The sequence below is a fragment of the Streptomyces sp. NPDC059832 genome (assembly GCF_042731715.1).
Classification (GTDB): Bacteria; Actinomycetota; Actinomycetes; order Streptomycetales; family Streptomycetaceae; genus Streptomyces.
Window position 1 is genome coordinate 169,150 of sequence record NZ_JBHWIY010000008.1, and the last position, 23,322, is coordinate 192,471.

General features: G+C 70.9%; 16 protein-coding genes. 7 read left to right on the top strand and 9 right to left on the bottom strand.

Annotated elements, in window-relative coordinates:
* Positions 1-199: 199 nt before the first annotated feature.
* Both hemQ and hemG read right to left on the bottom strand, forming a co-directional pair.
* Positions 200-928, bottom strand: a complete 729-nt coding sequence (gene hemQ, locus ACFV8T_RS16730; RefSeq protein ID WP_093542266.1) for a hydrogen peroxide-dependent heme synthase — start codon at positions 926-928, stop codon at positions 200-202.
* A gap of 4 nt (positions 929-932) precedes the next feature.
* A complete protein-coding gene (gene hemG, locus ACFV8T_RS16735) occupies positions 933-2,420 on the bottom strand; it encodes a protoporphyrinogen oxidase (protein ID WP_385328119.1) in 1,488 nt (495 codons plus the stop codon).
* 174 nt (positions 2,421-2,594) lie between these two features.
* Between hemG and ACFV8T_RS16740 the strand changes: the two genes are divergently transcribed.
* Positions 2,595-3,521, top strand: a complete 927-nt coding sequence (locus ACFV8T_RS16740) for a DUF4349 domain-containing protein (RefSeq protein WP_385328121.1) — start codon at positions 2,595-2,597, stop codon at positions 3,519-3,521.
* 37 nt (positions 3,522-3,558) lie between these two features.
* Entirely contained in the window at positions 3,559-4,965 is a 1,407-nt protein-coding gene (locus ACFV8T_RS16745) for an FAD-dependent oxidoreductase (RefSeq protein WP_385328122.1), read from the top strand.
* A 25-nt stretch (positions 4,966-4,990) separates the two neighbouring features.
* Here the strand turns inward: ACFV8T_RS16745 and hemE are convergent, their stop codons facing one another.
* Positions 4,991-6,064 (bottom strand): uroporphyrinogen decarboxylase, encoded by a 1,074-nt coding sequence (gene hemE, locus ACFV8T_RS16750; protein WP_385328124.1) that lies wholly within the window; start codon positions 6,062-6,064, stop codon positions 4,991-4,993.
* Between the two features lie 91 nt (positions 6,065-6,155).
* Here hemE and ACFV8T_RS16755 point away from each other — a divergent pair, with 91 nt between their 5' ends.
* From ACFV8T_RS16755 to ACFV8T_RS16775, 5 genes are all read left to right on the top strand, one after another.
* Entirely contained in the window at positions 6,156-6,815 is a 660-nt protein-coding gene (locus ACFV8T_RS16755; protein ID WP_385328126.1) for a DUF3000 domain-containing protein, read from the top strand.
* Positions 6,816-7,123: 308 nt separating this feature from the next.
* On the top strand, positions 7,124-7,786 hold the full coding sequence (locus ACFV8T_RS16760) for a response regulator transcription factor (protein WP_024488613.1): 663 nt from the start codon (positions 7,124-7,126) through the stop codon (positions 7,784-7,786).
* Positions 7,787-7,901: 115 nt separating this feature from the next.
* Positions 7,902-9,176, top strand: a complete 1,275-nt coding sequence (locus tag ACFV8T_RS16765) for an HRDC domain-containing protein (protein ID WP_385328127.1) — start codon at positions 7,902-7,904, stop codon at positions 9,174-9,176.
* A 318-nt stretch (positions 9,177-9,494) separates the two neighbouring features.
* Positions 9,495-10,727, top strand: a complete 1,233-nt coding sequence (locus tag ACFV8T_RS16770) for a thiolase family protein (protein ID WP_385328129.1) — start codon at positions 9,495-9,497, stop codon at positions 10,725-10,727.
* Positions 10,724-12,853 carry a 3-hydroxyacyl-CoA dehydrogenase NAD-binding domain-containing protein gene (locus tag ACFV8T_RS16775; RefSeq protein ID WP_385328130.1) on the top strand — a complete coding sequence of 710 codons (2,130 nt, stop codon included), beginning with the start codon at positions 10,724-10,726 and terminating at the stop codon, positions 12,851-12,853. The genes ACFV8T_RS16770 and ACFV8T_RS16775 overlap by 4 nt, the downstream gene beginning before the upstream one ends.
* A 167-nt stretch (positions 12,854-13,020) precedes the next feature.
* Here ACFV8T_RS16775 and ACFV8T_RS16780 read toward each other — a convergent pair whose 3' ends face one another.
* The 6 genes from ACFV8T_RS16780 to ACFV8T_RS16805 all read right to left on the bottom strand — a co-directional run bounded on the left by ACFV8T_RS16780 (position 13,021) and on the right by ACFV8T_RS16805 (position 23,305).
* Positions 13,021-14,283, bottom strand: a complete 1,263-nt coding sequence (locus ACFV8T_RS16780) for a phosphodiester glycosidase family protein (protein WP_385328132.1) — start codon at positions 14,281-14,283, stop codon at positions 13,021-13,023.
* A 38-nt stretch (positions 14,284-14,321) separates the two neighbouring features.
* Positions 14,322-15,059 (bottom strand): Ig-like domain-containing protein, encoded by a 738-nt coding sequence (locus ACFV8T_RS16785; protein WP_385328133.1) that lies wholly within the window; start codon positions 15,057-15,059, stop codon positions 14,322-14,324.
* Positions 15,056-15,838 carry a rhamnogalacturonan acetylesterase gene (locus tag ACFV8T_RS16790; protein WP_385328135.1) on the bottom strand — a complete coding sequence of 261 codons (783 nt, stop codon included), beginning with the start codon at positions 15,836-15,838 and terminating at the stop codon, positions 15,056-15,058. The genes ACFV8T_RS16785 and ACFV8T_RS16790 overlap by 4 nt, the downstream gene beginning before the upstream one ends.
* Positions 15,835-20,322 (bottom strand): glycosyltransferase, encoded by a 4,488-nt coding sequence (locus ACFV8T_RS16795; protein ID WP_385328137.1) that lies wholly within the window; start codon positions 20,320-20,322, stop codon positions 15,835-15,837. Before ACFV8T_RS16795 ends, ACFV8T_RS16790 begins: the two co-directional genes overlap by 4 nt.
* Positions 20,319-21,488 carry a CDP-alcohol phosphatidyltransferase family protein gene (locus ACFV8T_RS16800; RefSeq protein WP_385328138.1) on the bottom strand — a complete coding sequence of 390 codons (1,170 nt, stop codon included), beginning with the start codon at positions 21,486-21,488 and terminating at the stop codon, positions 20,319-20,321. Before ACFV8T_RS16800 ends, ACFV8T_RS16795 begins: the two co-directional genes overlap by 4 nt.
* A gap of 224 nt (positions 21,489-21,712) precedes the next feature.
* The gene (locus tag ACFV8T_RS16805) at positions 21,713-23,305 is read right to left on the bottom strand and encodes a hypothetical protein (RefSeq protein WP_385328140.1); all 1,593 of its coding nucleotides are present in this window, start codon (positions 23,303-23,305) and stop codon (positions 21,713-21,715) included.
* Positions 23,306-23,322: the final 17 nt, after the last annotated feature.

The window sequence follows — 23,322 nt, forward strand, 5'->3', positions numbered from 1 at the left end:
GGGCGGGGGGGTGAGGGGCTGCGGGGGGAGAACTGTTTCGTGGTTGGGGGGGGTCGGGTCCGAAAAGGGGGGTTTGTGGCCGCCCCCCCCCCCCCCCCCCACCAGGAGCCGGACCCGGTGTCGCTGGAACGACGGGCAGCGCGAACGCGCCGGTGCCCGCCGTCTGATCTTCCGGGTCGGGGTGGTCGGAGCCCGCTCGCTACGCGAGCCCGGCCACCAGGTCTGCAACCGACTTCCTGCGCCCCGTGTAGAACGGGACCTCTTCGCGGACGTGCATCCGCGCCTCGGAGGCCCGCAGGTGACGCATCAGGTCGACGATGCGGTAGAGCTCGTCGGCCTCGAAGGCGAGAATCCACTCGTAGTCGCCGAGCGAGAAGGAGGCGACGGTGTTGGCCCGGACGTCGGGGTAGCCGCGGGCCATCTTGCCGTGGTCCGCGAGCATGCGACGACGGTCCTCGTCGGGCAGCAGGTACCAGTCGTAGGAGCGCACGAAGGGGTACACGCTGATGTAGTTGCGCGGCGTCTCGTCGGCCAGGAACGCCGGGATGTGCGACTTGTTGAACTCGGCGGGGCGGTGCAGCGCCATGTTCGACCAGACCGGCTCCAGCGCCAGGCCCAGCCTGGTGCGCCGGAAGAGGTTGTACGCCTCCTGCAGCTCGTCGGCCGTCTCGGCGTGCCACCAGATCATGACGTCGGCGTCGGCACGCAGGCCGGAGACGTCGTAGGTGCCGCGGACGGTGATGTCCTTGGCCGCGAGCTGGTCGAACAGCTCCTGCACCTCGTCGGCGTATCCGGCCCGGTCCGCGGGCAGGACGTCGCGCAGCTTGAAGACGGACCACAGCGTGTAGCGGATGACCTCGTTGAGGTCCTTGGCCTTCTTACCCGCGTTGGGGCCCTTGCTTGATTTCACAGTCTCAGGCGCACTCATACGGCTATTGTCCCGCCTCGCTCCGTGTGCCCTTGACCAGGGTCGACGTGGCGATGATCTCTTCCCCGGAACCGCCGGTGAGCTCGGCCGCGATTTCGTCCGCGGCGCGGTGGGCACTCGCGATGCACGCCGGGATGCCGACGCCGTCGTAGACCGCGCCGCAGACCCGCAGCGCGGGCAGCTTGGCGACCTCGTCGCGGATCCGGGCGACCCGGGAGAGATGGCCGACGGGGTACTGGGGCAGTCCGCCGATCCACCGGGTGACCTCGGTGTCCACGGGCTTCGCGGTCAGTCCGGTCGCCTCGGCGAGGTCGCGCAGCGACACATCGACGAGCTCGCCGTCCTCGCGGTGGATGTGGTCCTCCTCGCCGTAGCGGCCGACGGAGGTACGCAGCACGAAGAGGTCCGGGGCGGATTCGGCGACCCAGTTCCACTTGTGGGAGGAGAAGGTGGACGCCTTGATGGTGCGGCCGTCGACCGGGGGGACGAGGAAGCCGGAACGGCCGTCGAGCGCGGTCGTGGCGGCGACGTCGGAGCGGCGGAACGCCATAGTGACGAGCGCCATCGACGCGTACTCGACACCGGCGAGCTCGGCGGAGGCCGCGGGGGACTCGGCGGCGAGCAGCGTGGAGGCGGACCAGGCCGGGGCGGCGAGCACGATGCCGTCGGCGGTGATCACCCGGGCGTCCGTGCGGACGTCCCAGCCCTCGGCGGTACGGGTCAGGCCGAGGACGGGGGTGGCGGTCAGGATCTCCCCGCCCGCCGCGCGCACGGCGTCGGCGACCGCGCCGGGCAGGGTGCCGATGCCGCCGTCGATGCCCTGGAAGACCGGTCCGGTCTGCTGCCGGGCCGCGGCCCGCTCCTGGATGCGCCGGACGCCGTCGAGCAGCGAGCCGCCCTCCCGGGCCGCCTCGAAGAGCTGCGGTACGGCGGCGCGCATCGAGATCCGGTAGGCGTCGCCCGCGTACACACCGCCGAGCAGCGGCTCCACGAGCCGGTCGACGACCTCACGGCCCAGGCGGTCGGCGACGTACGCGCCGACGGCGACGTCGTCACCGACGGTGGTCGGGGTGAGGTCGCGCTCCTGCGCGATGCGGGCGAGGCCCTCCGGGGAGAGCAGTTCGCCGAGCGCCGCCGGGTCGCCCGGTACGCCCATCACATGGCCCTTGGGCATGGGTCGCAGGGCATCGCGTGTCCAGACCGACGCGGAGGCCGTGGCGGGCGGCTGGAGCCGGTCGCCGAGCCCGACGTCGCGTGCCAGGCCGACCGCCTCCGGGCGCCGGGCGAGCATCGACTCGGCGCCCAGGTCGACCCGGGTCCCGGCGATCTCACCGGTCATGAGCTTGCCGCCGAGCCGCTCGGTGGCTTCGAGCAGGGTGACGCGCAGACCGGCCCCGAGGAGCCGGTGGGCGGCGGCGAGTCCGGCGATGCCTCCGCCGATGACGACGACATGTCCGGTGCCCGGGACCGCGCGATTGAGTGAACGCTGCATGCCCCCACTCTCTCAAACCCTGTCCGAGTCCTGAACGTGACTGCTTCGAAACCGTCATTCGGCAACCCGCACCCGTGTCCGGTACGTCGAACCGGCATCGTCAACGACCCGCCTTGGGGGGCAGTCATGCAGACCTACCGGCATCCTGGCCGATCATCCGTCCGTCGTCCGCACATGGTCCTGGCGGCCGGCCTGGTCGCCGGCCTCCTCGCGCTGAGCGGCTGCGGCGCAGGAGACAGTGCGAGCGACGCGAGTTCCGGCGACAGCAAGCGGGCGATCGGCGCGGACGAGCGGGGCGCCGCGGACTCCGCCGCAGGGAAGACGGAGCAGGGGGCGGGCGGTTCGCCGTCGCAGCGGAAGAAGTCCGATGCCGTGCCTTCCGGCACCCATGTCATCCGTACCGCCACGCTCTCGGTGGAGGTGCGGAACGTGCCGAAGGCGGCCGCGGTCGCCCGTTCGGCCGCGGAGAGTTCGGGCGGTCTGGTGTCCAAGGAGGAGACCGAGCGGATCGACGACACACACGACATGTCACACCTCGTGCTGCGCGTTCCGCAGGGCGAGTACGACGCGGTGCTGAAGCAACTCGCGGGAACCGGAAAGCTGCTGTCGCGCACCTCGTCGGCGAAGGACGTCACCGACCAGGTGGTCGACGTGGAGAGCCGGATCGCCACCCAGCGGGCGAGTGTGGCGCGCGTACGGAAGCTGATGGAACGGGCCGGGAAGCTCAGCGACGTGGTCACGCTGGAAGGCGAACTGAGCAGCCGCCAGGCGTCCTTGGAGTCGCTGCTCGCCCAGCAGGCGTCGCTGGAGGACCGCACCTCGCTCGCCACGATCACCCTCGACCTCTCGGAGCCGGAGACGGCGGCGAAGGACGGCGGTGACGACGAACCCGGCTTCCTGGACGCGCTCGGCGGCGGCTGGCACGCGTTCGTGACGGTGCTGTTGTGGCTCGCGATGGCGGTGGGCGCCGCGGCCCCGTTCCTGGCCGCGCTCGCCGTGCTCCTGCTGCTGTGGCGGCTGCTGCGCCACCGGCTGCCCGGACGCCGAAAGCCCCGGACGCCCGAGCCCGCCGGGTCCTCGCCCGCTCCCCCGGCGTCGTAGCGTGGTCCCTTCGGACTCGGTGTCGAAGGGACCAGGCATGACGGCGGAGCGACTGGTGGTCATCGGTGGGGACGCGGCGGGCATGTCCGCCGCGTCCCGGGCCCGCAGGCTCAAGGGCCCCGACGAGCTGAGCATCGTCGCCTTCGAGCGCGGGAACTTCACCTCGTACTCCGCCTGCGGCATCCCGTACTGGGTCGGCGGCGATGTCGCGGGGCCTGACGAACTCATCGCGCGCACCCCGAAGGAGCACCGGGCCCGCGACATCGACCTCAGGATGCGCACCGAGGTCACGGAGATCGATGTCGCCGGGCAGCGGGTGCGGGCCCTGGACCTCGGCACCGGCGAGGCGTACTGGACGGGCTTCGACAAGCTGGTGATCGCGACGGGGGCCCGCCCGGTGCGTCCGGCGCTGCCCGGCATGAACGCGCCCGGGGTGCACGGCGTGCAGACGCTGGACGACGGGCAGGCGCTGCTGGAGTCGCTGGACCGGACGCCGGGCAGCAGGCGGGCGGTCGTCGTCGGGGCCGGCTACATCGGCGTGGAGATGGCGGAGGCGATGCTGAAGCACGGCTTCGACGTGACCGTGCTCAACCGCGGCGAGCAGCCGATGGCGACGCTCGACCCCGACATGGGGCGGCTGGTGCACGACGCGATGGACGGTCTGGGCATCACCACGGTCAACCGGGCCGAGGTCACCGCGATCCGCACCGGCTCGGACGGCCGGGTCCGCGCGGTCGCCACGGGCGACGCCTCCTACCCGGCGGACGTGGTGGTGCTCGGTATCGGTGTGGAGCCGGAGACGACGCTGGCGCGCGCCGTCGGCCTGCCGCTGGGCCCGCACGGCGGGCTGCTGACCGATCTGTCGATGCGGGTCGTCGGGCACGACAACATCTGGGCGGGCGGCGACTGCGTCGAGGTCCTCGACCTGGTGGCGGGCCGCACCCGCCACATCGCGCTGGGCACCCATGCCAACAAGCACGGCCAGATCATCGGGTCCAATGTCGGCGGCGGCTACGGGACGTTCCCGGGCGTGGTCGGCACGGCGGTGAGCAAGGTGTGCGATCTGGAGATCGCCCGCACCGGTCTGCGCGAGAAGGACGCCCGCGCGGTGGGCCTGCGGTTCGTCACGGCGACGATCGAGTCGACGGGCCGGGCGGGCTACTACCCGGGGGCGCGACCCATGACGGTGAAGATGCTCGCGGAGTACCGCACGGGCCGGCTGCTCGGTGTGCAGATCGTGGGCCGGGACGGGGCGGCCAAGCGCGTGGACATCGCGGCCGTGGCGCTCACGGCCGGGATGACGGTGGAGCAGATGACCGCCCTGGACCTGGGCTACGCCCCGCCGTTCTCGCCGGTCTGGGACCCGGTCCTGGTGGCGGCCCGCAAGGCGGTGACCGCGGTACGCCGGGCGGGCACCGCCCAGGGCCCGCCGGGCAGGCCCTGAGTGCGCGGTGCCCGGCCCCGGCGGCTCAGCGCTCGGTGCTGGTGTGCACGTACTCGACGAGCCGGGTCAGCGCGTCCGGGTCCATCGTCGGCATCACGCCGTGGCCCAGGTTGAAGACATGGCCTTCGAGGCCGGCGGCGGCGTCCAGCACCTCCTGGGCCTTCTCCTCCACCGTCGCCGTCGGTGCGAACAGCACCGCGGGGTCGAGGTTGCCCTGGAGCGCCTTGCCGGGGCCGACCCGGCGTGCGGCCTCGTCCAGCGGGACGCGCCAGTCGACGCCGACGACATCCGCGCCCGCCTCGCCCATCAGGCCGAGCAGCTCGCCGGTGCCGACGCCGAAGTGGATGCGCGGGACGCCGTACGGGGCGACGGCGTCGAAGACCTTCGCGGAGGCGGGCAGCACCGAGCGCCGGTAGTCGGCGGGGGCCAGCGCGCCCACCCAGGAGTCGAAGAGCTGGACGGCCGAGGCGCCCGCCTCGATCTGCACCTTGAGGAAGGCGCCGGTGATCTCGGCCAGCCGGTCCAGCAGATCGGCCCAGAGCTGCGGGTCGCCGTGCATCAGGGCCTTGGTGTGCTCGTGGTTGCGGGACGGGCCGCCCTCCACGAGGTAGCTGGCGAGCGTGAACGGCGCCCCGGCGAAGCCGATGAGGGGGGTGGAGCCGAGCTCGGCGGTGAGCAGGCCGATGGCCTCGGTGACGTAGCCGACGTCCTCGGGCGTGAGGTCGCGCAGCCGGGCCAGGTCGGCGCGGGTGCGGATCGGCTCGGCGATCACCGGTCCGACGCCGGGCTTGATATCGAGGTCGATACCGATGGCCTTGAGGGGGACGACGATGTCGCTGTAGTAGACCGCGGCGTCGACCTTGTGGCGGCGGACGGGCTGCATCGTGATCTCGGCGACGAGCTCCGGCATCGTGCAGGAGTCGAGCATCGGGATGCCTTCGCGCACTTTCAGGTACTCGGGCAACGAGCGCCCCGCCTGCCGCATGAACCAGACCGGCGTGTGCGGCACGGGCTCGCGCCGGCACGCCTTCAGGAACGCCGACTCATGGGTGGCGGTGGTCTTCGTCTGCTGGCCCATGGGGCGATCGTTGGCACTCACACCAGGAATCTTCGCACGAAGCCGTAAGCAGCCGGGCCCGCCCGGGTGTCCCTCCCTGCGCGAAGCGCCGGTTCCGCCTACTCTTCCCCGCATGGCTCCGGCTCAGGGACAGTTCTCCGATCAAACCGATGGCGCTGACAGCAAGGACAGCGAGGAGGGTGGTTCCGTCCCGCCCGCGTTCCGGTCGGCGGTGGACGCGTTGCATGCGGCGCGGCTCCGCCCCGAGCTGGAGGTGGAGTCGACGAAGCCGCCCAAGCGGCTCGCTCCGTACGCGTACGCCCTGGAGGCGGCGGTCGTCGACGGCGAGGACGATCTCGCCGACGGCCGCCTCGTGCTGCTCCACGACCCGGCCGGGCACGACGCCTGGCAGGGCACCTTCCGCCTGGTGACGCTGGTGCGGGCCGAGCTGGAGCCGGAGATGGCTTCCGACCCGCTGCTGCCGGAGGTGTGCTGGTCCTGGCTGACCGGCGCGCTGGAGGCGCGGGGTCTGTCGTACGGGGAGGCGGGCGGCACGGTGACCCGGGCGGGGTCGCACTACTTCGGCACGCTGGGCACGAGACGCCCGGCGACCCAGATCGAGATCCGGGCGTCGTGGACACCGCGCGAGGGCCGCGACGGGGTGCCGGACACGGGGGCGCATCTCATGGCGTGGGGCGACCTGCTGTGCCAGATCGCCGGCCTGCCTCCGTCGGGCCCCGCCGACGCGGCGGTGGTGACACTCCCCCAGCGGCGCGGACCACAAGTCTCCTGAACTCCCTCGCCGGCCTCTTTCCCGAACCTCCTTTTCTGCCTCTTCCCTGAACTTCTTCGTTGAGCTGCTCCTCTGGCCGAAACCTATCCCTCGCCGGTAACTGTGCGTGATATTCGCCGCGCAGCTACCGGCGTTCTTTTCGTACAATCGATCGCATGTCCGATTTGCCCGAATTGTTACTCACCAAATCGCGATCTTCCCCTAAAGGAGCACGGGTCTGCTGCCGAAGAGGTCAATGACCCTTCAAGCACGGTTCGCCCCGGCTTCATCCCCGAGCCGGCCCGTCCCGCCACTCCCCAGGAGGCCTGGTGTCCGTTCTCCTAGAGCAGCCCGCAAGCCTGGTCGCCTACCGCCCGAACAAGCCGACGGCCATGGTCGTCGTGGCCGACCCGCGCGTCCGTTCCACCGTCACCCGCCATCTGTGGGCACTCGGAGTACGTGACGTCATCGAGGCGTCGTCCATCGCGGAGGCTCGTCCCCGCGTCGGCAATCCGCGCGACATCTGCGTAGCCGACGTCCACCTGCCCGACGGTTCCGGGCTGACCCTGTTGTCCGAAACCCGAGCAGCCGGCTGGCCGAACGGCCTCGCCCTTTCCGCCGCCGATGACATCGGCGCCGTACGCAACGCCCTCGCAGGCGGCGTGAAGGGCTATGTCGTCACCGGCACACGTACCAATATCGGCCACCCCACCCGTCCCGGCGTCGCCCCCATCGGCGCCAACGCCGCCCGTATGCACCGCCGGCCCCCCGGCACCCCGAGCCACCCGGGCGGCTACCGCGAACTGTCCGGCCGCGAGGTCGAGGTCCTCCGCCTCGTAGCCGAGGGCCAGTCCAACAAGGCCATCGGTGTCTCCATGGGCCTGTCCGCCCTGACCGTCAAGAGCCATCTCGCCCGAATCGCCCGCAAGCTCGGCACCGGAGACCGTGCAGGAATGGTCGCCGTCGCCCTGCGAACGGGAATCATCCACTGACGCCCGCACCCCGGCGGGTCCGCACAGGAACGGACCGGCTGGTTTGCATTCATCGGCGCCCGTCGACGGAACGTTCCGTCGACGGGCGCCGTACATACACAGATACCCTTGACACGTGACCGACGCCCAAGAGACCGCAGCAGACACTTCACTGCGAACCACCGGGGGCGCCCCCCCGGACGACGTCGCCCCGGCGCCGACCCCCTTGCTCGAACCTCGCGAGGGCATTCCCCCGGTGGTGGCATCCGACGACGCCCTCGCCCGGGTGATCGCCGCCTTCGCCGCCGGCTCCGGCCCGGTGGCCGTCGATGCCGAGCGGGCTTCCGGCTACCGCTACGGCCAGCGCGCCTACCTCGTGCAGCTGCGCCGTGACGGCGCGGGCAGCGCGCTGATCGACCCCGTCGGCTGCCCCGACCTGTCGGGCCTCGGCGAAGTCCTGAGCGGCAGCGAATGGATCCTGCACGCCGCCACCCAGGACCTGCCCTGTCTGCGCGAAATAGGGATGACTCCCACCGGGCTCTTCGACACGGAGCTGGCCGGGCGGCTGGCCGGCTTCCCGCGCGTCGGCCTCGGCGCCATGGTCGAGAACGTGCTCGGCTACTCGCTGGAGAAGGGCCACTCCGCCGTCGACTGGTCCACCCGCCCGCTGCCCGACCCCTGGCTGCGCTACGCGGCGCTCGATGTCGAGCTGCTGATCGACCTGCGCAACGCCCTGGAGGGCGAGCTCGACCGGCAGGGCAAGCTGGAATGGGCCCGCGAGGAGTTCGACGCGATCGCCTCGGCGCCGCCCGCTCCCCCGCGCAAGGACCCCTGGCGCCGCACGTCCGGCATGCACAAGGTCCGCCGCCGCCGCCAGATGGCGGTGGTACGGGAGCTGTGGACCGCTCGTGACCAGGTCGCGCGACGCCGCGACATCTCGCCCGGCAAGGTCCTGGGCGACGCCGCGATCGTCGAGGCGGCACTCGCGCTCCCGCCGAACGCGCAGGCGCTGACCGCGCTGCCCGGTTTCGGCCACCGCATGGGCCGGCGCCAGCTGGAGCAGTGGCAGGCGGCCATCGACCGGGCCAAGGCGCTGCCGGACGCCGAGCTCCCCCAGCCCGGCCAGACCCTCGCCGGTCCGCCGCCGCCCCGTGCGTGGGCGGACAAGGACCCCGCGGCGGCGGCCCGGCTCTCGGCCGCCCGCGCCGCGGTGTCGGAGCTCGCCGAGCGGCTGCACATGCCGCAGGAGAACCTGATCACCCCGGACACGGTGCGCCGGATCTGCTGGGAGCCGCCCAAGAACCCGACCCCGGACGGGGTCGAGACCGCGCTCTTCGGGTACGGGGCGCGCCGCTGGCAGATCGAGCAGGTGGCACCGCTGCTGCTCCGTGCGCTGACGCCTGCGGCCTGAGGGGCCGCTGCCGGAGGGCTTGCCGAGGGGCGTAATCGCGCCAGGTTGTGGCGGCCTGTGGCCACGTCGTACTCCCGATCGCCGGACGGGCTGATTTCAGCCCGTCCGGCGATCGGCGTTCCCGGGGCCGGCCCCGGTGCACCGGCGCCGTGGCCTCGTACGGAGCTGCCCCCGCACCCGGCCCACCCGCATGTGACCTTCGCCGCTCCCGACGTGGGGGGTGGGCAGTCTGGTTACCCGCAAGTAGCATGAGGGTGGCGGCGCGCTTCCGGGCGTGCCGCGCAGCAGTGCCATCCCGCACCCTGGAGGAGAGCCACCGTGCCTCGTACCATCCGGGACGTCGTCTTCGTCGACGGCGTCCGCACCCCGTTCGGCAAAGCGGGCCCGAAGGGCATCTACCACGAGACCCGCGCCGACGATCTCGTCGTGAAGGCCATCCGGGAGCTGCTGCGCCGCAACCCGGACCTGGACCCCGCGCGGATCGACGAGGTCGCCATCGCCGCGACCACCCAGATCGGCGACCAGGGCCTGACGCTGGGCCGTACCGCCGGAATCCTGGCCGGGCTGCCGCAGTCCGTCCCCGGTTACTCCATCGACCGCATGTGCGCGGGCGCCCTGACCGCCGTCACGTCGACGGCCGGCTCCATCGCCTTCGGTGCGTACGACGTCGTCGTCGCCGGTGGTGTCGAGCACATGGGCCGCCATCCGATGGGCGAGGGCGTGGACCCGAACCCGCGCTTCGTGTCGGAGAAGCTGGTCGACGAGTCCGCCCTGTTCATGGGCATGACCGCGGAGAACCTGCACGACCGGTACCCGCAGATCACCAAGGTCCGTGCCGACGAGTACGCGGTCCGCTCGCAGGAGAAGGCCGCCAAGGCGTACGCCAACGGCAAGATCCAGCAGGACCTGGTGCCGATCTCGGTGCGCCGCACCGCTGCAGCCGATGGCGGCTCGGCCGGCGAGACCGGCTGGGGCCTGGTCACCGCCGACGAGCCGATGCGCCCGGGTACGACCCTGGAGTCGCTCGCCGGTCTGAAGACCCCGTTCCGTGCCCACGGCCGGGTCACCGCCGGCAACGCCGCCGGTCTCAACGACGGCGCCACCGCCTCGCTGCTCGCCGCCGAGGACGTCGCCCGCGAGCTGGGCCTCCCGGTCAAGATGCGCCTCGTCTCGTACGCCTTCGCGGGCGTCGAGCCGGAGGTCATGGGCTACGGTCCGATCCCGTCGACCGAGAAGGCCCTGGCCAAGGCCGGGCTGACGATCGACGACATCGGTCTGTTCGAGATCAACGAGGCGTTCGCCGTCCAGGTGCTCGCCTTCCTCGACCACTACGGCATCGCCGACGACGACGCGCGCGTCAACCAGTACGGCGGCGCCATCGCCTACGGCCACCCGCTGGCCTCCTCCGGTGTGCGTCTGATGACGCAGCTGGCCCGCCAGTTCGAGGAGCAGCCGGAGGTCCGCTACGGCCTGACGACGATGTGCGTCGGCTTCGGCATGGGCGCGACGGTCGTCTGGGAGAACCCGAACTTCAACGGAGGCAACAAGTGAGCTCCACCACTGAGCTTCTGAAGGGCGCGGCCGAGCTGTTCCCCGGCGAGGTCGTCACGCAGGCCCACGTACGCCACCTGGACCTTCCGGCCGGTGCGGGCCGCTTCGCCCTCATCACGCTGGACAACGGCCTGGACCACACCAAGCCGACCACCTTCGGACCGCAGTCGCTGGCGAACCTGGACGCCGCCGTCGACCAGGTCGAGAAGGAGGCCGCCGAGGGTGCGATCACCGGTATCGGCATCACCGGCAAGCCGTTCATCTTCGCGGTCGGCGCCGACCTCAAGGGCGTCGAGCTGCTGAAGAACCACGACGACGCGCTCGCCATCGGCAAGGGCGGCCACGACGTCTTCCGGCGTCTGTCCTCTCTCGCGGTCCCGACGTTCGCGTACTACAACGGCGCGGCGATGGGCGGCGGTGTCGAGGTCGGCCTGCACTGCTCGTACCGCACCGTCTCCAAGGCGCTGCCCGCGTTCTCGCTGCCCGAGGTCTTCCTCGGTCTCGTTCCGGGCTGGGGCGGCTGTGCGCTGCTTCCCAACCTGATCGGTGCCGACCGCGCGGTCTCGGTCATCATCGAGAACTCGCTGAACCAGAACCGTCAGCTCAAGGGCAAGCAGGTCTTCGAGCTCGGGATCGCCGACGCGCTCTTCGAGGGCGCGGACTTCCTGGAGCAGTCGCTGATCTGGACCGCGAACGTGCTGAACGGCACGGTCGCGGTGGAGCGTCCCGAGGTCGACCGCGGTGAAGCCTGGGACCAGGCCGTCGCGCGCGGCAAGGCCATCGCCGACTCCAAGGTGCACGGCGCCGCCCCGGCCGCGTACCGCGCGCTGGAGATCATCGCCGCCGCGAAGGACGGCGACCTGGGCGCCAGCTTCGACCGCGAGGACCAGGCCCTCGCGGACCTGATCATGGGCGGCGAGCTGCGCTCCGGGATCTACTCCTTCAACCTGGTCCAGAAGCGCGCCAAGCGCCCGGCCGGTGCCCCGGACAAGAACCTGGCCCGTCCGGTCACCAAGGTCGGCGTCGTCGGTGCCGGTCTGATGGCCTCGCAGCTGGCGCTGCTGTTCCTGCGCCGCCTGGAGGTGCCGGTCGTGCTGACCGACATCGACCAGGAGCGCGTGGACAAGGGTGTGGGCTATGTCCACGCCGAGATCGAGAAGCTGCTCGGCAAGGGCCGGATCAACCAGGACAAGGCCAACCGCCTGAAGGCCCTGGTCTCCGGTGTGCTGGACAAGGCGGAGGGCTTCTCCGACGCCGACTTCATCATCGAGGCCGTCTTCGAGGAGATCGGCGTCAAGCAGCAGGTGTTCGCGGAGGTCGAGGCGGTCGCCCCGGCGCACGCGATCCTCGCCACCAACACCTCGTCCCTCTCGGTCACCGAGATGGCGTCGAAGCTGAAGCACCCCGAGCGGGTCGTCGGCTTCCACTTCTTCAACCCGGTCGCGATCCTGCCGCTGCTGGAGATCGTCCGCGGCGAGCAGACCGACGACGCCTCGCTGGCCACGGCGTTCGGTGTGGCGCGGAAGCTGAAGAAGACCGCGGTGCTGGTGAAGGACGCCCCGGCGTTCGTCGTCAACCGCATCCTCACCCGCTTCATGGGCGAGATCCAGAACGTCATCGACGAGGGCACCCCGGTCGAGGTCGCCGAGAAGGCCATCGAGCCGCTCGGTCTGCCGATGTCCCCGCTGGTGCTGCTGGAGCTGGTCGGACCGGCGATCGGCCTGCACGTCTCCGAGACCCTGAACCGCGCCTTCCCGGACCGGTTCACCGTCTCCGAGAACCTCGCGGCGGTCGTCAAGGCCGGCAAGCGCGGCTTCTACGTCTACGACTCCGGCAGGCCGGAGCTGGACCCGGAGGTCGCCGCCCTCCTCAAGCAGGGCGATGTCGTCCTGTCCGAGGAGCAGGTCCGCGACCGGGTCCTGGACGCGGTGGCGCAGGAGATCGGTCTGATGCTGGACGAGGGCGTCGTCGCCGAGGCCCAGGACATCGACCTGTGCCTGATCACCGGCGCGGGCTGGCCCTTCCACCTGGGCGGCATCACGCCGTACCTGGACCGTGAGGGCGTCTCGGAGCGGGTGAACGGCAAGAAGTTCCTCGCGCAGGGCGTGGCGAGCGTTCCGGCCTAACACCACCTGGTCGGTAGCGACGGCGGGCCGTACGGAGAACTCTCCGTACGGCCCGTCCGGCGTACGCCCACGAGGTGCCGTGTCACATGTGCGCACGTACGCCCGCGAGGTGCCATGTCACGTGTGCGCATCTACGCCGAGCACATGTGCCATGTCACATGTGCGCGTCAGAGCGGCAGGACGACCACCGCATTGCCCACGGCGCGTTCCCGTACCGGTGCTCCCTCCGCGCTCCTGGGCCGGTTGCGGAGCCGTCCGTTCACCACCATCGTGGTGGAGCCTCCGCCGTCGAGGTTCATGGCGTCCCGTGCTCCCAGCGAGCGCATCAGTTCGGCGGACTCTGCCAGGGTCGCCCCGATGCTCACCCCGGGATCACGGCCGTCGACGGTCACCAGGAGGAGTGTGCCGTCGGCCGTGATCCCGGCCAGGGTGCGGGGGTGACGCTGGGTCAGGGCGGTGGCCGGCACCCCGTTGGCCTCGATGTCGATGTCGACGGCTCCGTCGCGCAGCAGGCGGGGCCCGGCCTGGACGACGGTCGGCCCCTCCCCCGGGATCCGGTGCCCCGTCCCGTCGTACACCCGGGAGGTGATCCGCAGCCGGGTGCCGGTACGGGCGTGCCGACGCAGCCATGCGGCCCCTTCGCCGATGCCGGTCAGGACGGTGCCGCTCGCGGGTATCGGGCCGCCGCCGGGTGAACGCAGCAGGGCGACGCGGCCGTCGGGCCCGAGCACGGCCTCGGTCGAGCCGGGGCCGGTACGTGCGGTGCCGGTTCCCCATTGCCGCGTGAACAGGACCAGTTCGTCGGGGTCCTCGCACAGTTTGTTGTGGGCGGGAGCGAGCCGCACGCCCCGGGTGCCTCGCAGGACGTCCTCGCCGACACCGCCGCATCCGACGATGCGGCCCGGCATCCGGTTGATCCCGTCGATCCTCCGGCGGGTGCCGTCGGAGGCCACCACACCGCTCACCGACCGGGGTTCGGTGATGCGCCCGGCTCCACCGCCCTCGCCGAGCACCAGCGCGGTACGGCCGTTGGCCGCTTCGCTGAGCAGCGCGCCGTTCTCCATGTACAGCCCGAGCGGGTCCCCGTCGTACCCGCTGAAGACCGCGCTGGTGGCGATGTCGAAGAAGGAGCCGTTGACGGCGGCCACCGCCCGGACACGGTCCGCCATGGCGCGCACGGTCTCCGCCGTGTCGAGCCGGGCTCCGTGGGCAGCGCCCACGCGCACCCGTGCGGACGGCGAGACGGACAGCGCCTGAAGGCGCACGGGGCCCGCGGCCGACAGCCGGCCGGTGTGCTGGTGATATGTCACACCCTCCGGCAGTCGGCCGCCGGGGTCCGGCGAGCGGGGCGGTGCGGATGCCGGTGCCGTCGTCCGGCCGCCGGTGTCGTCCACCGGGTCGCAACCGGCCAGGGCCCAGGCCCCAGTCACGGCTCCCGCGGCTCCCGCGGTGAGGAACCGCCGGCGTCTCATCTCGTAAGGGCTCCGGGCAGCAGCCCGGGAGTGCCGGCGACGTCGCCCGCGTACACGGTCACCTCGGACCAGTTGCGGTGGCCCGCCTGGTTCTCGTAGCAGACGGAGAACCGGTCGTACCCGGTCGCTCCCGGAACTCCCGTGTAGGTGATGCTTCCGTCCGGCACCGCGCTGACCGTGCCGTACTGGGCGAGCCCCACTCCCACGACCCGCAGGCCGGCCCCGGCGGCATCGGGGTCCGGGCCGAGGACCGCGTAGCCGCCGGGCGGAATGGCCAGGCTGCGGCCCGGCACCCAGGCCCGTCTCACCCGGTAGCCCGCGTCGGTGATCTGCGCGGACGACACCAGCTTCTCGCCGGCGTACGACATCACGCCGACGCACACCTTGGGCAACAGGACCGCCCCTTCCGGTGCGTCGTCGGCGACCTTGAGCACCGCGGTCACGGAGCGTTGTTCGTCTCCGCGGGCGTAGGTCGCGTAACGACCGTTGGGCAGGTGTCCCAGGCCCTGGAGATCGGTCATCGTGGCGTGCTCGGCGGCGATGTCGTCGAATATGTAGCCGTACGCACGGTAGGGCCCGCCGGTGGGCACCACGCTCAGATGCAGCGCGATCTCCTGGCCGGGCAGGGCCGCGAGCGCCGGGTCCGCGTCGGCGTGCAGTTCCAGGACCGCCGACACGGCGGTGCGTTCGGGGTGCACGACCTGAACGCGCGCCAACAGATACCAGTCGCTCATTCGACCACCTCCAGGGTCCGATTTCTCGTCAGTTCGTCGAACATGTGGTCATCGAGCCATTCGACTTCGTCCTCGGGGAACCGGGCGCGTTCGAGATCGGCGAAGCGGCCGGGCTCCAGCATCGAGCGCTCCCGCATCTCGGCGGCGACGAAGCGAGCGCACTCGATCGCTCCGGCCGCCCTGAGGTGGGTGTTGTCGGCGGCCCCGTCGGGATAGTTGGGGTGCTCCCCGGGGTCGAGGTGGAGGAAGATCTCACGCGTTCCCCGGGGCCCCGCCCGGCGCCACCACCGCACGCTCCACTCGTTGAGGTCGATCAGCGGTACGCACTTCTCGGCCGCGATCTCCTTCATCGCCAGCGGATAGACACCGAGCAGCCGGCGGAGATTGCCCTGGGCGTCGAAGACCCGGCGCTCATGGCTGGTGACCAGGACCGGATGGGCGCCCCGGTCGCGTACGCCGTCCACGCAGCCGCGGAGGAAGCCCTGGTACTCCTTGAAGGGTTCCGTGTAGCGGCCCTCGTCCGGCTTCATGTCGATGAGCCCGAAGGAGAACAGCACCAGATCGCCCGGCCGGACCTCGCGCAGAATCCAGGCGAGCCTGCCCCGGTCCACGAAACTCCGCGAACTCGCCCCGGAGCGCGCGCAGTTGATGATGTCGGCACCATGGATGAAGAGTGGCAGGGCCTGGCCCCAGCCCGCCATCGGCGCGAAGCTCCGCTGACGGCTGGTCACGCTGGAGTCCCCGGCAAGGAACACCCTGCGCATCGCGCACCCCGTCACGCCCACTCCTTGCGGGAGTTCCGGTCGCGGTTGTCCTGGCCCGGACCGCTCATGGTCTGCCGGACCGCGGGTACGTCGGACGTCCGGCTGCTGCCCACGGACGCGTCCAGTGCGTCGATGGCGCGGAACACGCGCTCCGAGTTGCCGGTGTCACGGCGGCCGAAGAACGCGTCGACCCGGGCCCGGTACTGCGGCTCCACCGCGAAGTTCCGCTGCACGGTGCCGATGATCTCCCGCACCGTCGAATCGACGTCACGGCAGACCGGCCCGAACCCGTCCCGCTCGAATTCGTAGTAGCCGCGCTTGTAGTGGTTGCCGTAGAAGTCCTCCTCGTCGAACGGCGTGTACACGATGGGCGTGCCCATGTACGCGACGTCGAAGAAGACGGACGAGTAGTCGGTGACCAGCAGGGAGCACTCGCGCATCGCCAGCTGCACATCGCGCCCGTCGCCGGTCACGGTGACCGAGGGGTGGTCGATGCGGAAGTGGTGCAGATACGGGCGGATCTCGTAGTGCGGCATGAACTCCAGGTCCACTCCGCACTGTTCGAGCACGGTCAGCAGTCGCTCGTCGCGCAGGAGGGTGGAGAAGAAGCGGAAGTACTCCGACGCCGCGAACGGGATCTTCGCCTTGGCCGCCTTGTCGTAGGAGGGCGCCACGATGTCCCGCCGCCAGGTGGGCATCAGCAGGATCCTGGGCCGCTCGGAGCGCACCGGCTTCAGTGCGTCGAACCGGGGGAAACCGGCCGCGGCGACCCGCGCGTAGCCGTAGCCGCAGTGCTCGGCGAAGTAGGACCGCTCGGCCTCGCCCACCGTCAGCAGCAGGTCCACGCTGGTCACCTGGTGGTGCACGGAGGGTGCCACGTCGTTGTAGGTGACACCGTGCTGGAGGAAGACCCGCCGGTAGTTCAGCAGATCTCCGTAGCCGCGCAGGAAGGAGCTCTTGCTCAGCTCGGGGAAGCCGAGGTAGGCCTCCAGGTCGTACGGGTCGATGAGTCGCTTGGCGTGCAGCAGGTACATCCGGTACCTGCGCGACGTCCGGTCGAGGACGTGCCCGTACGGGGCCACCTTGGCGCGGTCCTTGGCGTCGCCGTCGATGGCGTAGTAGACCTTGCGGCGCGGGTGGTTCTCCCGGATCCAGCGGAACAGGTGGTAGGCGTTGTCCTGCGCCGTGTCGGCCCGTTCGCCGATGATCCAGATGTTCTTGCGGTGCAGTCGCGGATAGCTCAGCAGGTACGCGAGCCGGGTGCGCCATCCCGGGCGGCCGGGCAGCGCGGCCCGTGCCTGGCGCAGCAGATGCCACAGCAGGCCGCGCAGCTTCTGGCCGGCGCCTGTGAAGTACCGCAGGACCACGGAGTCGTCGCCGCGGACGGTGAGCCAGAGCCGGTCCTTGCCGATGCGGCGCATGCCCTTGAAGCGGTGCAGCATCAGGCGCGCGCCGACCGGGGCGTCCACGTGGCGGTCGCCGTCGTGGAACCGCAGGGTCACCGTGAGGTCGCGGCCGGAGAGCGGGGCCAGGACCTCGGGGTCCGCCGAAGCCCGCCAGCCGCCGTACCAGTCGCGTTCCTTGCGGACGCGCCAGCGGTCGCGCCGGTACACCTGCTCGGCCGGGATGGCGACGGTCCGCTTCCCGTCGGTGCAGATCAGCTCGATCCGGTTGGTGAACAGCTGCCCGATGTCGACGCCGGTCAGGGTGAGCACGCCTTCGAACTGGAGCTCTCCGTCCCGGTGGCGGACGCTTTCGAGCACGGCCCGCTGCCGCTCCACGCGCAGCAGCCGGGACTCCACCGGGTCGTTCGCCAGCTGCCGGTACATGCCCTGCTCGTCCAGGCGGACCCGCGGTTCGTACTCGGGGCTGTCGAACGGGTCACAGAAGAGCCCGAAGTCACGGGTGCGGACGGCGTGGTGCTGCACCCGGGAGACCGGGTGGGTGACGTACTGGAGCAGCAGCTCCTCGGGGATCCTGGAGTAGACGTCGCAGAGCTCGCCGAACACCTCGGCGATCTCCCGCCGGTTCATGATGCGGTGGTAGTTGCGCAGATAGGGCTGGTACGAACGCACCACGAACCGGTGGATCAGCCGGGCCGACGGCGCCTCGATCCGGTCACCGAAGTCGAGCAGGTACCGGTTGAGCCGGAGCCGTTGCCGGACCTTCACCGGGTCGTTCCAGTCGACGTCGAAGAGCGAGTCGTTCTGTGCGGGGTCGCGGTCGAAGTACACGTAGCGGTCGACCAGGCTGAAGCTCCGGGCGGCCAGCAGCGCCATCACGCTCACCCAGGTCTCGGCGAACGGGCCGCCGTCCGCCGGGCGCAGCCGCTGGGCGTTGAGGAAGGAGACGCGGAAGAGCTTGTTGCCGAGGTCGGTCGAGAAGACCATGTGGGGTGCCTTCCTGACCATGTCGGTCAGGCCCTTCGCGCCCTTGCCGAAGTACCGCTTCCACGGCTCGTCGCCATTGCGCCGCGGCCCCGGGAACGTGTCGTGGTTGCCGACGGCCACGTCGACGTCGTGCTGGACGGCGGACTCGGTGAGCTGGCGCAGGCAGTCGGCCCCGAGGATGTCCCGTCCCCGGGCGAACAGCACATAGGGCGCCACGACCCGGGCGAGACCCTGCTGATGCGCGGCTCCGATGCCCTGGGCGGGGATCCGCAGCACGCTCGTGTTGCGGTAGAAGGAGGCGAAGTTGTCCAGCAGCTGGGCCGTGCGGTCGGTGGAGCCGTCGTCGACGAACACGACCTGCGTCTCGGGGAACAGGCTCTGTGCCGCCAGGGAGTGCAGGAACTCGTAGAGGTGGTGCTCGTCGTTGCGGCAGTGCACGACGACGGCCGCCCGGTAGCTGCCGGTGTCCGGCAGCGGTGCGGGATCCTCGCTCCCCGCCCACCAGTGCCAGGGGGTGCCCCGGCGGGTGTCCAGCTCGGTGCGCTCGCTCGTCTCGGGTCGCAGGGCGACGTTGCCGCTGACCGTCTGGTACATCTCGTACGGCCCGAGGGGGCCGTCGTAGCGCTCGCGGCCGATGTCGACGCCGTGGACCGCCAGTGTCGTCGTCGCCCGCTCGCCCGCGTGCCGTACCTGGACGAAGAGGTTCCAGACCCCGTCGCCGGTGGCCGCGCCGACGCTGGAGGCGAGGTCGAGGACCGACTGGTAGTGGACCCGGTGGTCGTCCGTCTCGATCGCGTTCACCGGGAAGACGTGGTCGCTCTTGGTGCTGCGCAGGCGCAGCACGGCCTTGAGCTCCACCTTGCCGCCCGAGGAGAACCGTCCGAGCTGGTTGAGTATGTGTCCCGAGATGTGGAGTTCGCTGCCCCTGATCTCCACCTCGGTGGCCTGGTTGAACAGGCGGGCCTCGCCGAGCGGCTTGTCCAGGAGGTCGAGGTCGGTGACATCGAGGAAACGTTTCGCCTGGGGATGGCGCAGCAGCGACTCGGACCAGTAGACACGTCCGTCGTGCTCGACGAGGTCGGAGCTGAGCACGCTGCGACGCTGTGAGTAGTCGGAGACGGACAGCGCGAGGTCCACCCGCTCGTGGATGAGGCAGAAGGCCCGCACGCGCTCCATGACGCCGCACAGCTCGTAGACGGAGGGGTCCAGCGACCGCAGATACGGCGCGACGGCGGCGGCGAAGCCCTGGCGGTACCGCTCGTCGCCGGAGCGCAGCTCGCGGGCGTACAGATGCAGGTCGTGGGAGAGGAACTTCACCGCCTTGTGGGCGAGCAGCTCGTGCTCCCCGACCTGTCGCAGGAAGGAGTCGGTGTACTGGTGGACGGCGACCCGGTCCTGGATGCTGCGCAGCTCGCCGCGGCGGTTGGTGATGGAGGGCGCTGCGGATTCCCGCTCCCACATCCAGCGGTACACGGGGGCGGTGAGGAAGGTGATCGAGCGGGCCCGGTAGTTGGCGAGCGTCGAGAAGTAGGTGTCCTCGTAGTACACGCCCTCGGGGAACCGGACGCCGTTGTTGTGCAGGAAGTCCAGCCGGTACAGCTTGCCGGCCGCGATCGGGTCGTCGAAGAGCTGGGGCAGTGCGCGCAGCCCCGCCACGGTGCGCTCCGCGGTGTACAGCTGGGGCTGCCAGACGGTGGTCTCCTCGGTGTTGAGGTTGACCCGCACCGTCCGGCCCGCGGTGACGTCCGAGCCGGTGTTCACCGCCGAGGCGAGCAGTTCCTCACATGCCTTGAGCGGCAGTTCGTCGTCCGCGTCGAGGAACATGACGTACTGCCCGGCGGCGGCCATGATGCCGTTGTTGCGCGGGGCACCGACCCCGCCGCTGTTCTGCGGGCGCTCCATGATCCGTACGCGGCCGTCCCGGGCGGCGAACTCCCCGGCCACGCCGAGGGTCCCGTCGCCGGACGCGTCGTCGACGACAATGACCTCGATGTTCCGGTGCGTCTGGGCGAGCGCCGATCGCAGGGCCCGGCCGAGGGTCGCGCTCGCGTTGAAGGCGGGGACGACGATCGAGACCAGATAGGCCGACGGGTCGACAGGGGCACTCATCGTACGGAACCTTCGTTCTCCACCCAGTAGGGCAGCGCCCTCAGCTGCTGCGTCTCGGTGTCCTGGGCGTGCTGCGGATAGGGCTGCGGGTAGGGCCGGAAGCCCAGATCGTCGTCCTGTTCGGGGACGGGGAAGTGCTGGACCAGAACGGCATCGCGGTTCTCGTCGAGTTCGGCCGCGCGTCGGTGACGGCCGCGGTGGAGGTTCTCGGCGATGGTGCCGGCCGTGGACGGTGCGGGGGCGAGCTTCTCCATGAGCCGGGTGAAGTCCCGGGTGGAGAGCCAGAACTTGTACATGATCACGAGCTCGAAGAGGCCCAGCGCCAGGGCGGATATCGCGGTGGTCCACAGGATCTGCCCGATCAGCGGCGCCACGATGAAGATGAACATCTGGAACTCGATGCCGCTGATGAGGTGCGGCCTGATCCGGCTGCGCAGCAGGGCCTGGCGGAATCGGGTGTACCAGGGAAAGCGGTGCCGGAACTGGGCGTGCAGGTCGACGACATCGCCGCTCTGCTGCTTGAGCACCTCGGCCTCGACGCCGGGGTTCTCCCTCAGCAGGTCCTCGATGAAGACCACCTTGGGCCCCTGCTCGGGCTCGACGGCGTCCCGTGCTTCCGGCTCCGCCCGCTGCTCCTCGGCCGCCTTGCGTTCCAGGGTGACCTTTTCGATCTTCATGCGCATGGACATGCGCATCTTGTAGATCTGGAGGGCGTCGACGTACCGGAGCATGTCCAGGAAGACGACGGCCAGGGCGGCGAGCAGATAGAGCTCGTTGTGGGTGCGCAGGTACTGGCCGCCCATGAGGGCGAGTGCGCAGAAGAGCACCCTGATGCGGTCGAAGACGTAGTCGAGCCAGCCGCCGAAGACGGTGCCGTTGCCCTTGAGCCGGGCGAGCTTGCCGTCGATGCAGTCGAGGATGAAGCTCAGGTGGTAGAGGCCCGCCCCGACGGCGAGGGACCAGGCGTCACCCTTGAGGAAGAAGTAGGCGGAGCCGAGACCGACGAAGAGCGCGCTCCAGGTGACCCGGTTCGGGGTGATGAACCTGAACTTGGCCATCCCGATCAGCATCCGGGTGGCCACGGGGTCGACCAGCAGGACCGTCCACCAGGCGTCGCGCTTCTTGCACGTCAGCTTCTGCACGGCTCGTAGTGACAGCTTCCCCATGACCCCTCGCCCTGGCATACCGATGAGCAACACGGCCCCAACGGCTTGCACGAACACGCGCGATCAAGGGGGCTATCACCTCATGTGCACGTACGGTTCACCTTTGAGCCGTATGTGGTTCCCATAAAGGCAAGGCCAGACCCTAACAAAGTCAAAGTTAATCCGAAACTGTCAAACCTTGCACCAATCGCAGCCATGCCAAGGAATGAGGACGTATGCCCCATTTATGCGCCGATGGTGGTCCATGAGCTGAACGCCAGACCGCTCGCGCCGGGCTCCTGACGCGCGATCCGCAACCGGCCGTCGGTCGCCACCACGGCGATCACCGCCCGCCCCTGCCCGTCGATGACCACCGCGGGAGGGACCATCGAGGACTCGCCCGCGTCGAACCACCACACGCCGGTTTCGGGCCGGCCGTCCTGATGGGCGCCCACGGCACACGTCCCGTCGGGCCCCGACCTCACCAGCACCGTGCAGCCCCAGCCCTGGATGTCCACACCGGCGACCCCGGCGACCGGGCCCTCGCCGTCCGGGCCGCCGAGGCTGACCGGCGCGGCGCCCGGCATCCCGACGCACACCTCGTTGCTCCCCGCGTACCGGTAGCGGATCGCGCCCGCCTCGGGAGCCGCCGAGAGTGTGCCGGGGTACGGACTCACGGAGGTGGCGGTGTCCTGGGTCCAGGCCTCGTCCGGAGTCTCGCGGTGCCAGCGCACGGCGACCGCGGAATCCCGGCCCCTCGCCCACACCTCGGCACCGCTCCGGCCGGTCACTGCCGCCAGCTCGTCGGCCGCGCTGACCCCGCGCAGATGCTGCCAGGCGCTCCACTTCCCGTCCGGCGCCTGACGTCGGGTGCTGACCCCGTGACCGAAGTTCCGCACGAAGACGTGCAGATGGCCCTTGGCGTCGAAGACCGCCGAGGGGAAGCCGACCTCGCGCGCCTTGCGCCGGTCGTTGGCGTTCGGATTGCCGGCCGAGTGCCACGGGCCGATGGGGCGTCCGGTCTGGTACTGGGTGGCGTGGACGACCTCGACGTGCTCCGCGCCGTCCGCGCCCTTCCTGCGGCGGAGACCGATCAGGTGCACATAGCCGAAGGCGTCCTGCACGACCGTGAGGCCGGGCAGCAGTGCGGGCCCGTCCAGCAGTTCGGGACCGCTCCAGCCACCGGCGCCGGGCGCCTGTTCCGTCCAGCGGATCACGCCCGCCGCCGAGGGGAGGTACGCCGAGAGCCGCCCGTCCCTGCCCCTGGTGATCCAGCGGGCGGGCCGGGGGTAGCGCGTGCACGCCGCCGCGCCCAGTCGCGGATCGGTGCCGGCCCGGTGGCAGTCCACGAAGACCGGGACGCCGCTCTCCAGCTGGTACTTGCGCGCCGCCGCGACCGTGGCACGCGCCACGCTGCCCCGCAGCGGGGGCTCGGCTATCACGGGCCGCTTGGCCTCGGCGTCGAAGGAGACGTGCGCCGGATCCGGGTCGAGGGTGCGCACCCGCAGCGGGCGCAGTTCACGCAGGGCGTCGAGCACGAGTGGTGTGATCTTTCCCACCTCGGCGTCGAGGACCCAGGGCTCGCGGTCCACCCGTACACCGCGGCTCCCGCAGTCCGTCACCGCCCGCTCGAACGCCGCCCGTTCGTCCGCCGTGCCCGGCTGGGCGCAGACCACGTCGACGGTCGAACCGCTGCGCTCCACCGCCAGCAGAGCGGGGGCATCTCCGGGCGTTGCGACCACGATCGCGACGGTTCCGGGACGGGGTGCGTGCCGCTCCCCCGTGCTCTGAGTCGTCACCTTGCCGCGCCCCCCGCGGCGCTCCCCTCTGCGTGCCATGCGCCCGACGATCCCCT

Coding starts and splice junctions, on each gene's coding strand:
- ACFV8T_RS16800 (WP_385328138.1), bottom strand. CDS start 21,488: ATGGGGAAGCTGTCACTACGAGCCGTGCAGAAGCTGACGTGCAAGAAG.
- ACFV8T_RS16785 (WP_385328133.1), bottom strand. CDS start 15,059: ATGAGCGACTGGTATCTGTTGGCGCGCGTTCAGGTCGTGCACCCCGAA.
- ACFV8T_RS16755 (WP_385328126.1), top strand. CDS start 6,156: ATGGCTCCGGCTCAGGGACAGTTCTCCGATCAAACCGATGGCGCTGAC.
- ACFV8T_RS16740 (WP_385328121.1), top strand. CDS start 2,595: ATGGTCCTGGCGGCCGGCCTGGTCGCCGGCCTCCTCGCGCTGAGCGGC.
- ACFV8T_RS16795 (WP_385328137.1), bottom strand. CDS start 20,322: ATGAGTGCCCCTGTCGACCCGTCGGCCTATCTGGTCTCGATCGTCGTC.
- hemG (WP_385328119.1), bottom strand. CDS start 2,420: ATGCAGCGTTCACTCAATCGCGCGGTCCCGGGCACCGGACATGTCGTC.
- hemQ (WP_093542266.1), bottom strand. CDS start 928: ATGAGTGCGCCTGAGACTGTGAAATCAAGCAAGGGCCCCAACGCGGGT.
- ACFV8T_RS16805 (WP_385328140.1), bottom strand. CDS start 23,305: ATGGCACGCAGAGGGGAGCGCCGCGGGGGGCGCGGCAAGGTGACGACT.
- ACFV8T_RS16745 (WP_385328122.1), top strand. CDS start 3,559: ATGACGGCGGAGCGACTGGTGGTCATCGGTGGGGACGCGGCGGGCATG.